Here is a 13,145-nt window from a genome sequence, read left to right as displayed (position 1 = left end):
GATTATTAGATAAACCTATAAAAAGTTTAGTGGCCGGATTACTAGTTTTATTACATTAGATAACTGTTATTTTTTCAGGTATTTATTAATTCTAAAATTCAACTTCACTACTTACTATCATCTTCAGTAAAGTTTATAAATTCCGGAGCTAGTACAGGAATGCTATCTTTTTTCTTCAACGGAACTTCCTGCTGTACAGGTTTGTTGAAAATTCTTTTCCAAAGTTCATTAAACGTATTAAAATCTACCGAATAAGATAATCCCAAACCTTGTTTATACCCCTGGGCTTCCCCGATGTACTGAATCTCGTTCTGTCGATTAAAAATAGTGCCCCTCAAGTTACCTTGCTCATTAAACAAATATTCTACCTCTACATCACCGGTAACTATAGATTCACTTACACCGCCGATGGGCACTCCTACTCGACCATTAATTAAAACACGATTATTAATTTGAGTAGAAAGCGTCACCCCAAACTGGTCAAAAGCTTGTTGATCAACTGCCCGGTTGCCCTGAACATAATTCAGTCCTACCTGAAATTTATCATCATCTCCGGCAAAAAGTCCGTTAACTAATCCGGCAGCCCGTTCCACCAGGTTTCCGGTAATTAGGGAAGAACCTAATGTACCTCCGTAAAATTGTCCTTGTGTAACGAGAGATAAGGCCTGTAATTCTTTTGTAGACTGATCTTCTAATTGATATTCTAATTCACTTTTTGCTACTGAACTTAGGTTAGGAAGGTCAATATTAAATTGTAAGTCCGGCTGAATTAATTCTCCTTTTAAGTCTACCACCACTTCTACAGGAATTTTTCGGTTGATGGAAGCATTCTCAAGTAATACTGCCGGATTGGCTTCGGTTTTATAAACAGCGCTTAAATCCAGAATAGCCCGGGTTGGATTACCATCCCAGGTAATATTACCTCCGGAGCGTACGGTAAAATCTTTTCCTAAAAAAGCTCCATACCTAAAATTATAACTTCCTTCATAAGCAATAAAATCCCCCCACATATTAAATTTACCATTGGTATTAATTTCAATCAGTAAGGTTCCGGCTCCCCTCCCGCGTAAGGAACTTCCTGTATCTTTATCTACCACTACTTCTACCTCGGCTTCATTATTAACATCCAGTTCAAAATTAAGTTCCAGTCCTTTTAATTCTTCAATAAATATTTCCGTACCTTCTTGACGAGCTTTCTTTTCTTCGGGACTTAAAAAATGTATAAAATTGTTTTCCCCCAGACTTTCCGTATCGTTTAGCGGTATTTTGAAGATAGTTCCTTTTTGGGTAGTGGCATTTACATCTATCACTAATTCTGTGGTTAAGCCTTTTATCGTAGCATCCCCCCGAATAAATCCAGTACCGTAATACAAGGATTCTTCTTCTTCCTTGGTATCTAACACTAATAAGCGTTCAGGAGCAGTAATCGTTAATCCCATATCCCATTTTGAAAATTGAGTATGGTTAATTACCCCTCCTAATATTCCTTTGGTTTTGAATTTCGTGTCCGTAAAGTCAATATTATCAAAAACAAATTGTTGCCCTTGTAACCATACCCTCGACCCGGATTTTAAATTCAAATCAACGTTTAAATAAGGTATTTTTAAACCGGCGTTGTGTAAGTATAAATCTCCTGACATTTGTGGATTGCGGTAATCTCCAAGTAACCTGGCCCGCCCCCGAACGGTTCCACGCATTTTTTCTAAAACAATACCCCCTAGATCACTAAAACCCGACAAATTCACGTCGTTAATGTTCAAATCAATATCCATCAGGACTTGGTCCTCCTTTCTATTTAGTTGTCCTACTGCTGTAATTACCTCTTTACCTTCGGGATTAATTAATCCGGAATTAATCCGGAATGCGGTTAAAGACTCATTTCCTGAAGCTTCAAATTGTAAATCTCCGTAGGCTACATTGTTTACCGAAGTATTTTTAACGGTTATAGAGGCCGTAGGAAAATATTGTCCTCCTTCCTGGAGAATATCAAAATTACCCTGAATTTTTCCATCAAGTTTAAAATTTTGAATATCCGGTGTTATTTTAAGCAAGTCTACATTGTCAAATACGGCTTTAATATTTTTATTATTTTTTCCGTTAGTAAAACCGGAAAGTAAAATATTTTCTTCTTCATGACTTAACAAAATGTCTTTGATTATTACTTTATTAAAGTTGTTGTCAAAGGTTATGATGTTAGTTCCTTTCTGCTTATCAGGATTCAGGTACCAAGTATAGTCTTTAAAAGTCAAATCTGATTTTCTGAATCCGACTACGGACTTATTTTCTTCATTAATGGTATGATATAACTCCAAATTATAGGTATCTCTGTTTTCCACACCACCTTTAAATTCAGATCTTATAAATAAGGTATCATTTAAGGTAACGTTGATTAGATTAAATTTTGAAATATCATAATTCTTAGTATTAATACTATCTATAGAAATATAGGTGTTAAAAAGTGGATTTTTATTATCTACCTGGATATTAATGTTGTCCATCGTATTATCAAAGGCACTGATTTGAGGGGAACGAAAAGTCAGTTTAAACTCGGAATCATCACTTTGTACTTTTCCTCTTATAAAGGTATTTGGAGCAAACTGAATTTCCGGGAAAAATACATCTACAATTTTATTGTAAATATTGAAGTTAAACTCCATAAACTCATTATCCGTTACTTTTACCTCTTCAAAGTTAGTATATAAACTTCCGATAGAATTTCGAAACAGGTCATAAACATTTTCTACCTTAAATTTTCCCCTGACCGTGCCTTCAATTATATCCGGACTGTTCATCGTGATTGTTCGAACATTTTCTTCATCAAAAGAAGAAACTATCTCAAAGTCATCAAAAAAATAACTCCCGTTATGATTTCTAAATAGTGTTTTTTCAAAAGAGATGGTTCCGTACGCATTATTCACTGAAGTCCCTTTCATCTTCATAATTACATCCCCATTGAAGACGGCAATGCTATCCCGGGATAGAAAGTTTAGTTTTTTAAGATCAACGTGATCAACATTTGCCACAAAATCGTAATTGTTTATAGTTTTTGAAATATCTACAACTCCGTTAAAAGTCAATCTTACGTTAGGGTCATCGGCGACCAGGGTTCCGTCAAAGACAGGATCTCTTAAAATACCTAATACTTCAAGATTTTGATAAGTATAGCCATTGAAGTACATTTTAGTAATTCGTCCTTCAACCCGGGTATTTAGGTTTTCTAAAGTAAAACCGTTCCCATCTACGTTGATATCAAAGGCAGCAAGTCCTAATCGTTCTTTGCCTAACATTTTACCCACATCAAATTGTTTGGATATAATATTACCTGTATATGTTGCCTCTTTTATATTATCAAGGTTTCCTAATAGTACAAAAGCATTTATGGCACCTAAGCGAGAGTAAAAGTTCATATCCACATCCAGGCCTCTGGCGGTAATAATGGCGTTACCTGTACCTCTTACATTTCCTAACTGATATAATTGTTTTGGCAATGAACGGCCCAACAACCCTGGTAGCAGATTGACCAGGTCATAGTAATTTGTAAGTAGATTGGTAAAATCTCCGGTAAGTTTAAAATGTTTCGGGTCGTCTAATAAATTCTCAAAACGTAAATTACCTTTAATTAAAGACCTGTCCATTCCGCTAATAGTAGCGTCAATGAGTTTAAAATCGTTTAAAATTCCGGTAAAGGTGGTATTGCTAATTTCGATATCCTCATCAGTACCGAACTCTTTATAATAGGATTTTAAATCATTAGTAGAAACTGTAGCCTTTGTAATATCAAACAAGATGTTAACTTTATTACTAAAGTCAGCTAAGCCTCCCCTTTCGTAAGAAAAATCCAAATTTCCTTCAATCTTCGAATCTTTGGAAGTCATGACCAGTTGATCAAACTTCATAGCCTCCGGGCTGTAGTAATACTTCGTTTTAAAATCATTCACGCTTAATCCCCTGGATTCTTCAAAAGATAGTGCTTCCACCTGTAAAAAAACTTCTTCCCCTTCAATTTTAAAATCCTGAGAGTGTAAGTCAATATTGCGAAATCTTACAATTTCCGGTGACGCTTTATTAAAATCTTTATAGACAAACAAACCATTCTTTAAATCTACCGAACTTGCAGTTAATAAAAATGGTTTTGCCGCTTTTCTTCCGGAGCTGAATTGTTTGATAAAATAACTAAGGTTATCGGTTTCATCATTTTTATAATAAGTTACGTATACTTTTACATCTTCAAGGTCGGCGTCTCCTAATAGAGGTCTTCCCTGAACGATTTCCCGGACATTAAGAATGGAAGTTTCTAATACTTTTGAAAAAATAAGTGTATCCTGACGATGGTCTCGTATTAACACATTTTCAAGTTCGACCCCTCCGGTAAAAGAAAGGCTTACCTGTTCTACACCAATATTAACATTATATTTTTCATTTAAAAAAGAAGTGATTTTACTACCTCCGTAAGTCTGTACGGATGGAATCGAAAAAAGTAAAATAAGCAGAAATAAAAGTACCCCTAATGTGAGAAAGAGAATACGTATTATTTTCCCAAATTTTTTGATGTGTTATAATGTTTTAACTTTGTACACAATATTAACAATTTCTATGCCCTTTTCCTCATGAACCCTGTAAAAAAAACCTATATTCTGGCAATTGAATCTTCCTGTGATGATACGGCAGCAGCAGTATTGGAAAATACGCTTGTTTTGTCTAATAGTATTGCCTCCCAAAAGATTCATGAACAATACGGAGGGGTAGTTCCGGAACTGGCTTCACGAGCACATCAATCCAATATTGTTCCCGTTGTCGACCAGGCTTTAAAAAAAGCAGGAATTAAGAAAGAACAATTAAGTGCGATTGCTTTTACCAGCGGACCCGGCTTAATGGGATCTTTATTAGTAGGCACTTCTTTTGCAAAATCTCTTTCTTTAGGCTTAGGGATACCGTTAATTGAAGTACATCATATGCAGGCACATATCTTAGCTCATTTTATTAAGGGAGCTTCTACTAAGAAACCTGAATTTCCCTTTTTAGGATTGACAATTAGTGGTGGTCACACTCAAATTGTAAAAGTCAAGGATTACTTTGATATAGAAATAATCGGACAAACACTGGATGATGCCGTAGGAGAAGCATTTGACAAAAGTGCAAAAATCCTGGGACTACCCTATCCGGGCGGACCTTTGGTTGATAAGTATGCTGCCCTAGGAAACCCGCTTGCTTTCCCCTTTTCTATCCCAAAGGTAAAAGGACTGGATTTTAGTTTTAGCGGTTTAAAAACAGGAATTCTTTACTTCATTCAGAAGAAAACAAAAGAAAACACGAATTTTATTGAAGAAAATTTAAATGATATCTGTGCTTCAATTCAATACACTATTGTAACCATTTTAATGCAAAAATTAAAAAAGGCAGTAAAGCAAACAGGGATTACAAGGGTTGCTATTGGTGGAGGGGTCTCAGCAAATTCCGGGATTAGAGAAGCATTATTAGCAACCGAAGGAACTCTAGGATGGACGACCTATATCCCTAAATTCGAATATACTACTGACAATGCCGCTATGATTGGTATCGTAGGATATTTAAAATATAAAAATGCAGAATTTTCTGATTTATCCACCGTGGCAAAAGCCCGAGTTTCATTTTAAAAATATATGCAACTTTTTTACACTCCTTTTTTAACTAAAGAAGATTCACAATACGCTTTTTCAAAAGAAGAAAGCAGGCATATTAGTAAGGTTTTACGAAAAAAAGAAGGGGATGAGGTATTTAGTACCGACGGAAAGGGAACTTTATACACACTTGTGATCAACAGTTCGCATAATACTAAAAGTACTGCCTACGTAGCAAATGCAGCATTACAAAATAAAATTCCCTATCGCTTACATATGGCGGTAGCACCGACTAAAATGAACGATCGGTACGAATGGTTTTTAGAGAAAGCTACGGAAATCGGGGTTACTGAAATTACTCCTATTATTTGTGAACACAGCGAAAGAAAGATAATCAAACCCGAACGTTTTGAACGTATTTTACAAAGTGCGATGAAACAAAGTTTACAATGTTACCTACCTGTGCTTAACCCGGCAATCTCCTACCCTGAATTTATTCGAAATACTGCTACTTTTAACGGACAAAAATACATTGCACATTGCGAAGATTCTGATAAAAAAGGATTGGCTACTACCTATCAAAAAGCAAAAGATAGTCTTATAATAATTGGCCCGGAAGGAGACTTTTCTATCAAAGAAATTGAATTGGCTCTATCGGCTAATTTTACCGCCATAACGTTAGGTACAAATCGATTACGGACAGAAACTGCGGCAATAGCAGCAGTACATAGTATTTCTTTTTTAAACCAGGATAATTAAGATTGTTGCTTTGGCACTCCCTCAATTAGTACAACTCATTAGCTACGAACCACCTACCCCCTATTTATCCAATTTTATAGAGAGATCGCTAATCCATTCTAAAAAAAATTAAAGTATAAACGCTTGTTGACAATTGATTTCATTTATTTTTAAGATTTAAAATTGTTTATTCGTAATTATGTGTATCTTCATAATACCGAATAAACGGGGTTCTCTTATTAGAATCAAACTACTTATATGAGGTTAGATATTGCAGTATTATCCGGTGACGGTATTGGTCCGGAAATTATAGCTCAGGCGGTCAAAACTTTGGATGCTATTGCGCATAGTTTTGATCATATTTTTACGTTTAAAGAAGGATTAATTGGAGGTGCGGCTACCCGGTTAACCGGCTCTTCTTTGCCGAAAGAAACGCTTGAACTTTGTGTACAAACGGATGCAATTTTAATGGGGGCTATCGGTGATTCTGACTATGACAATGCCCATGAAACTAAAAAGAGACCTGCAAGCGGGTTGTTGCAACTAAGAAAAGAATTGGGATTATATGCCAGTATCCGGCCTGTCATTGCTTACCAAAGTTTATTAGATCGATCTCCTTTACGCGCGGACATTTTTGAGAATACGGATTTTATCATCTATCGGGAATTAACCGGGGGGATCTTTTTTGGAGAAAAGAAAACTAGTAAAAAAGGTACGGTAGCTTCGGATTTATGCGAGTACTCTGAAGTAGAAATCGAACGTATTACTCACCTAGCTTTTAAAGCTGCGCAAAACCGTAGAAAGAAATTAACGCTGGTAGATAAAGCAAATATCTTAGCTTCTTCGCAATTATGGAGAAATACGGTAACCCGGATAAGTAAAGAATACCCGGATGTTACTTTCAATGCTATGTTAGTAGATAATGCAGCGAAGCAAATTATTCTAAATCCCAACCAGTTCGATATTATTCTTACCGAAAATATGTTCGGAAATATTATTGCAGATGAAGCTAGTATTATCGGCGGGGCTTCCAGTCTATTGGCCTCGGCTTCCGTTGGTCAAAATTCCTGTTTGTTTGAACCGGTAAGGGGTTCTTATCATCCGCATCAGGGGGTAGGAATGGCAAATCCGCTGGCAGCTGTTCTTTGTGTGGCTATGTTATTAGACCATTTCAATTTAAAGGGAGAAGCCCGTGCGGTCAGGGATGCTATTGATAAAGCTTTAGAACTTAATATTACCACTCAGGACTTAAATAAAAACAACCCGTTGACTACAGAAAAAGTAGGCGATTTTATTTACGACTATATCCTTAACCCCGAGGATTCTAATATGAATTTTGAAAATATTCATGTAGGCCAGTCAACTATTATTTAATTGAGGTATACAGTTAAAAGTTCGCTTATTCGGATTTTAGTAAACCTATTTACAAGTTTGCATACATTGAAGTTGTTTAAACTTTCCTTAATTGGCTGCAAAATGTTCTTTTTCACTTACTTTTTATCATTTTTAAGTTCCGTAGCTACGGCTATGCAACTGAAAAATGATTTCAATTAAGCAAAAAATACCTATTTTTCGCTTCAATCAGAAAAGTTTAAACCACTTCATAGACAAAATTTATACCCTAGTAGCATTTTAAATTATTATAATTTTTAATAGCTAATTCTTAATTTGTAAATTTGGGAACTTATTGTAAATAACCTCTAGTATATTTAGGGAAAAAAGCGTCAATTCGAATGTTTTTTCGTAATGAAATGAAGAGAAAATAGCTTGTCCTTGACTTGATTGAGGATATCGAGTCCTTCGGTTTAACTCAGGATTACATAGCTTTTTTAACTATAATCCTTGTTATTAATATGCTTCCTCCTTTGGGCGAAGCACTCAAACTGATGGATTTTATAATAATTATTATTCAAATGCACCATAGGGTTATAAATGATATGTTTTTATTACTTATAATAAGAAGAGGCCTCATAGTTCAAGGGATAGAACAAAAGTTTCCTAAACTTTAGATTCAGGTTCGAGTCCTGGTGAGGCTACAAAACAACTTGTAAGGAATATACTTACTGAAGTTTAGCAAATATGGAAAAATAATATTTTAGAAAACAAATACTATTCTACTGCTAACGAGTTATTTTATAAAAGAATTGAAGTATAAAGAAACTACAACCTTAAAAAGAAGGTTAAAAACTATTAAGAGTACCGTAGGAGCTTCCTTGGGGTTGTTATCAGTAATGATACCTACTTCTTTATACATATTAGTATTGAAAAAGAATGTCGCTTTATCAATATCCTTATTTGTAGTAGCGGCTTGCTTAGGATTAAGTATATATTTTACAAAAAAAGAAGGTAAAAAAATTAAACAAGAACTAACTACCCGAAACGAATAACAATTCGTTGCAATATCATATTATCTATCAAAGGATAGATAATTACCTAATATTGACCTACTAAAGTTCGGAGTACTCGATACATAATTTCTGTAGTGGAAGCTACGTATTTAAAATTAACCGTATTGTACTGATCTGCGGTTTGATGTATAAATGGCGAATTATCGCCGTTTTTTAATTCTGAAGTAACCGTAATGTTTTCATAGCCTAATTGAGAAAACACTTTGGATTCCGGTGAGGAAACCGTTCTTTTAAAAACCGGCGCAAAGGACTCTATTCGATAAGCGGACTCCAAACTCAGATTTGATGCAAGTAATTCAATGGCTCTATCTTCATCATTATCCCAACCTATAAAATCTACTCGGTGCATGGAATTTATATTTTTTTTCTCTTTTTTTAACATATCTGCAAACATCCGACACCCCATCATAGATTGTTCTTGCTGATCCCAAAAAACAATCAGCACATTTTTAGAACGTGCCGGCAGTTGTAATAATTTTTTCCCAACATAGTAAACTAAGGCAACTCCGGTTGCATTGTGCACAGCACCGGGACTATCCTCGGCAGTGTCGTAGTGTGCTCCTAGCACTACAAATTCCTTACTGCCATTGGTGGCTGGAATCTTAAGGTAAATATTTGTTCCTGAATAGGTTTTTCCTGACTTATCTTGTACATCATATTTCTGACGTAAAGGTTTAACACCTAGCTCTTTTAATTCATCAAATAAATATTCTGCAGTAAGCTTTCTTTCCGCATTGGTAAATCTCGATTTTAATATTTTTTTAGAAGAAATCGGCTCTTTACCGGTCAGTTTTGCTACCATACTTTTTTGGGCATTGATAACTTCAGCTTCTTCCGCATCACGATCATTTTGGGAAAAACCAGTGTTATAAATCATCAAGATTCCATAAAACACTATCAATAAATTATTCCTCATATATATATTCCAATTGTTTTCCGCCAAATTTAGAATAGCCACAAAGTTAAAAAACCTAACTTAAAAACCAATTCAATCATCAATTTATAATTTAACATAATTTTAAAACATCATTATTCTTCCAATAAATGTGCCAGTTACAGATTTACCATACAATTAGTATTTAAAAAAAATAGTGCCTGGTGAAGAATCAAAATCGCTGTCGCTTCTAGAATCAAGAACCAAGATTAATGGTTCTAGTTTAAAATAGCTTTGATAATTCTATAAATTTCATCCCTAACCCTTCCAAAAGGAAAGGTAGCTAAAAGTCCTTTCTTTCGGAAAGGATTTAGGATAGGAGGGATAGCTGTAAATAAAATTGTTGAGTTAATTTTAATACTTCAACGCTTTTATAAACTAAAGCCAAACTAATCATTATAGTAATGACTATTAACATCATCATATTATTCATATCGAAAAATGAATTACTTTTAAAAAAGTAAATAAGCAGCCTCTCAATACTTTAAAGTTTAGAACTACCTTGTTTTACTATGCTTGCTATACTTTCATCTATTATAACCGGACACTAGTATTAAAAAATAATTCTTATTCATTAACTCTCAAGATCTAATTGTTATCCCTACCTGTTTTCTAATGGTGGTACAACTATTGTTTTATGGAATACTATCTTTTGTACCACAAGAATTGTAGGATCAGGTAAAGTTTTATAATTTCGACATCCTTATCATCTAACAGGAAAAACATGAAAAAAACACCTCTTACTGAAGTTCATCAGGAACTGGGAGCAAAAATGGCTCCTTTTGCCGGATACCTAATGCCTATTTCTTATGAAGGTATTACTAAAGAACATGAAACGGTTAGAAATAACGTAGGGGTGTTTGACGTCTCTCATATGGGTGAATTTCTGGTATCCGGATCAAAAGCTTTGGAACTTCTACAAAAAGTAACGTCTAATGATGTTTCAAAACTTACCGATGGTAAAGCACAATATAGTTGTTTACCGAATGAGAAAGGTGGTATTGTAGATGATCTGATTATTTATCGGTTGGGTGCAGAGAAATTTTTACTGGTAGTAAATGCAGCTAATATTGAGAAAGACTGGAATTGGATTACCAGTCAGAATACAATGGGTGCAGACATACGTAATCTGTCCGATGACTATGCATTACTGGCTATCCAGGGTCCGAAAGCTATAGAAGCCATGCAATCCTTAACTTCCGTTGATCTCTCCGAAATTCCTTATTATTCCTTTAAAGTAGCTGACTTCGCTGGAATTGAACATGTGATTATTTCGGCAACCGGGTATACGGGTAGCGGTGGGTTTGAAATCTATTGTAAAAATTCGGAGGTGGTTAGGATATGGAACAAGGTATTGGAAGCCGGAAAAACATTTGATATACAACCTATTGGATTGGCTGCCAGGGATACGCTTAGATTAGAGATGGGATATTGTTTATACGGTAATGACATCGATGATCAAACCTCCCCTCTGGAAGCTGGGTTAGGATGGATTACTAAATTTAATAAGGAATTCATCAACAGCTCCAATTTAACTATCGAAAAGAAAAACGGATCCGTAAAGAAGTTGGTTGGATTTGAAATTAACGAGAAGGGTATTCCCAGAAAAGGCTATCCTATTGTATCTTCTACAGAAGAAGCCATTGGAGTGGTAACTTCCGGTACTATGTCACCTTCATTAAAGAAAGGAATCGGGCTAGGCTATGTTTTATCCAATTATGCTAAACCTGGCACGTCGATTCATATAAAGGTGCGTAATAAGAACATACCAGCCACCGTAGTAAAACCTCCATTTTTCAAAAACAACAAATAGTAAAATAAGGAAAGTACATATTGAAAAGAGTATTAATTATCGGAGGAAATGGTTTTGTAGGAAATGCTCTGTATAAAGAACTTAATTCTTATTTTGATACCTACGCCACCTATCATCAGGATAATGCTACTTTAGAGAAAAATCATAAATTTCTTCAGTATGATATGGAACTGGAAGATATTTCTATCTTATTAAATAATGTAAAGCCATCCGTTATCATATCGGCAATACGAGGTAACTTTAATTCACAGGTAGATGCGCATCAGCGGATAATCCAATGGATAAAAAATAATACGGCAAGATTAATTTTTTTATCAAGTGCAAACGTGTTTGATACGTTTAGTAATTATCCTTCCTATGAATTTGATAAAACCTTTAGTGAAAGTGTGTATGGAAGATTTAAAATTCAGATTGAAAATCAATTGTTACGCTTGCCTATTTACAAATACGTAATTGCAAGAATACCTATGATCTTTGGTTCCGGTTCTCCTAGAGTTCAGGAACTACGGAGACTTTATGACTTAAAGGTACCAATCGAAGTATTTCCTAATGTAATTATTAATACCACTACCATTTCTAAGCTAACCCAGCAACTACATTATATAGTAAATCGAAGCAAAAAGGGAATTTACCACCTGGGTAGTACAGACTTGATCTATCATATGGATTTAATCGAACAAATTTGTGAAGAACTTAAGTTAGAAGATCCCATTTTTAAACAGGTTTTTGATTCTAATCACGATCGATATCTTGCGGTTTTACCTAAAGACAATCTTTTGCCTAAGAATTTACAGATTACTTCACGGCAGGTCATAGAAGATACTTTAAAAAAGTAATCTAAAGAATATGATATTCCTTTAAAAGCTTTGTATTTTTGTAAAGTGAAAGATAAGGAGTTGAAAATTATTTTTTTTGATGGTGTTTGTAACATGTGTAATGGAGCAATTCAATTTATAATTGCACGTGATAAAAATAGAATTTTCAGATATGCGTCTTTACAAAGTGATATGGGGAAAGAATTTTTATCTAAACGTAATATAGATCCTAAGGTACTGGATTCGATTATATTAGTACATCCGGATCAGGCTTATTATGTGAAATCTACAGCAGCTCTTAAAATTGCAAAGGAACTATCAGGTTTATACCCGTTACTTAGTTCTTTTTTAATATTGCCTAAATTTATACGCGATGGTATCTACGATATTATTGCTGCAAATAGGTATAAATGGTTCGGTAAAAAAACAGAATGTATGATTCCAACACCTGACCAAAGATCCTTATTTATAGATTAATTTATTTACTCCTGATCCCCTTTTTGGACGGTGTATACCACATCATTATTAGCAGTTTTATTAACTTTTAAGCTATTTAATTTCATCTTTCTTTCTTTAGATAAATTCTCCAATTTATTAATATTATCTATATGCAAACCACATAAACAAAAAAATGCAAATAGTAATAATGCAGCCGGAAGTATTATTAGTTTCATAGGTAAATATTTGATGAAGGCTTAGTGTTATAGATTATCATTGTTTAAAAGATGGATCAACTTTTAACAACCCTAAAACCTTTAAAGCCTGTTAAAATTTTTCAATACAAAAATAACAGGACAATCTCCATCTAAGTATTCTAAAAAATAAAGAGATTAACTTAAA

10 protein-coding genes and 1 tRNA gene are annotated in these 13,145 nt (G+C 34.4%); 8 read left to right on the top strand and 3 right to left on the bottom strand.

Annotated features, from left to right (window positions below; all coding sequences use genetic code 11):
- Window positions 1-107: 107 nt before the first annotated feature.
- Window positions 108-4,346 (bottom strand): translocation/assembly module TamB domain-containing protein, encoded by a 4,239-nt coding sequence (locus NBT05_RS12195; protein WP_265770128.1) that lies wholly within the window; start codon window positions 4,344-4,346, stop codon window positions 108-110.
- A 261-nt stretch (window positions 4,347-4,607) separates the two neighbouring features.
- Here NBT05_RS12195 and tsaD point away from each other — a divergent pair, with 261 nt between their 5' ends.
- From tsaD to NBT05_RS12170, 5 genes are all read left to right on the top strand, one after another.
- Window positions 4,608-5,633 (top strand): tRNA (adenosine(37)-N6)-threonylcarbamoyltransferase complex transferase subunit TsaD, encoded by a 1,026-nt coding sequence (gene tsaD / locus NBT05_RS12190; RefSeq protein ID WP_265770127.1) that lies wholly within the window; start codon window positions 4,608-4,610, stop codon window positions 5,631-5,633.
- Between the two features lie 6 nt (window positions 5,634-5,639).
- A complete protein-coding gene (locus NBT05_RS12185; RefSeq protein WP_265770126.1) occupies window positions 5,640-6,356 on the top strand; it encodes a 16S rRNA (uracil(1498)-N(3))-methyltransferase in 717 nt (238 codons plus the stop codon).
- Window positions 6,357-6,593: 237 nt separating this feature from the next.
- On the top strand, window positions 6,594-7,709 hold the full coding sequence (gene leuB, locus NBT05_RS12180) for a 3-isopropylmalate dehydrogenase (RefSeq protein ID WP_265770125.1): 1,116 nt from the start codon (window positions 6,594-6,596) through the stop codon (window positions 7,707-7,709).
- A gap of 590 nt (window positions 7,710-8,299) precedes the next feature.
- Window positions 8,300-8,371: transfer RNA gene (locus NBT05_RS12175), tRNA-Arg, on the top strand.
- A gap of 108 nt (window positions 8,372-8,479) precedes the next feature.
- Window positions 8,480-8,722: a hypothetical protein gene (locus tag NBT05_RS12170; protein WP_265770124.1), complete on the top strand. Its 243-nt coding sequence runs from the start codon at window positions 8,480-8,482 to the stop codon at window positions 8,720-8,722.
- Between the two features lie 46 nt (window positions 8,723-8,768).
- Here NBT05_RS12170 and NBT05_RS12165 read toward each other — a convergent pair whose 3' ends face one another.
- Window positions 8,769-9,659, bottom strand: coding sequence for a M28 family metallopeptidase (locus tag NBT05_RS12165; protein WP_265770123.1), 891 nt, complete (start codon window positions 9,657-9,659; stop codon window positions 8,769-8,771).
- A 742-nt stretch (window positions 9,660-10,401) separates the two neighbouring features.
- Between NBT05_RS12165 and gcvT the strand changes: the two genes are divergently transcribed.
- From gcvT to NBT05_RS12150, 3 genes are all read left to right on the top strand, one after another.
- A complete protein-coding gene (gcvT, locus tag NBT05_RS12160; protein ID WP_265770122.1) occupies window positions 10,402-11,490 on the top strand; it encodes a glycine cleavage system aminomethyltransferase GcvT in 1,089 nt (362 codons plus the stop codon).
- Window positions 11,491-11,510: 20 nt separating this feature from the next.
- Window positions 11,511-12,326, top strand: a complete 816-nt coding sequence (locus tag NBT05_RS12155) for a sugar nucleotide-binding protein (RefSeq protein WP_265770121.1) — start codon at window positions 11,511-11,513, stop codon at window positions 12,324-12,326.
- Window positions 12,327-12,419: 93 nt separating this feature from the next.
- Window positions 12,420-12,782 (top strand): thiol-disulfide oxidoreductase DCC family protein, encoded by a 363-nt coding sequence (locus NBT05_RS12150; RefSeq protein ID WP_265773248.1) that lies wholly within the window; start codon window positions 12,420-12,422, stop codon window positions 12,780-12,782.
- Between the two features lie 5 nt (window positions 12,783-12,787).
- Here NBT05_RS12150 and NBT05_RS12145 read toward each other — a convergent pair whose 3' ends face one another.
- Window positions 12,788-12,979 (bottom strand): hypothetical protein, encoded by a 192-nt coding sequence (locus tag NBT05_RS12145; RefSeq protein WP_265770120.1) that lies wholly within the window; start codon window positions 12,977-12,979, stop codon window positions 12,788-12,790.
- Window positions 12,980-13,145 lie beyond the last annotated feature (166 nt).

It is taken from the genome of Aquimarina sp. ERC-38, from assembly GCF_026222555.1.
Taxonomy (GTDB): domain Bacteria; phylum Bacteroidota; class Bacteroidia; order Flavobacteriales; family Flavobacteriaceae; genus Aquimarina.
This window is presented reverse-complemented; position numbering and strand designations above follow the sequence as displayed.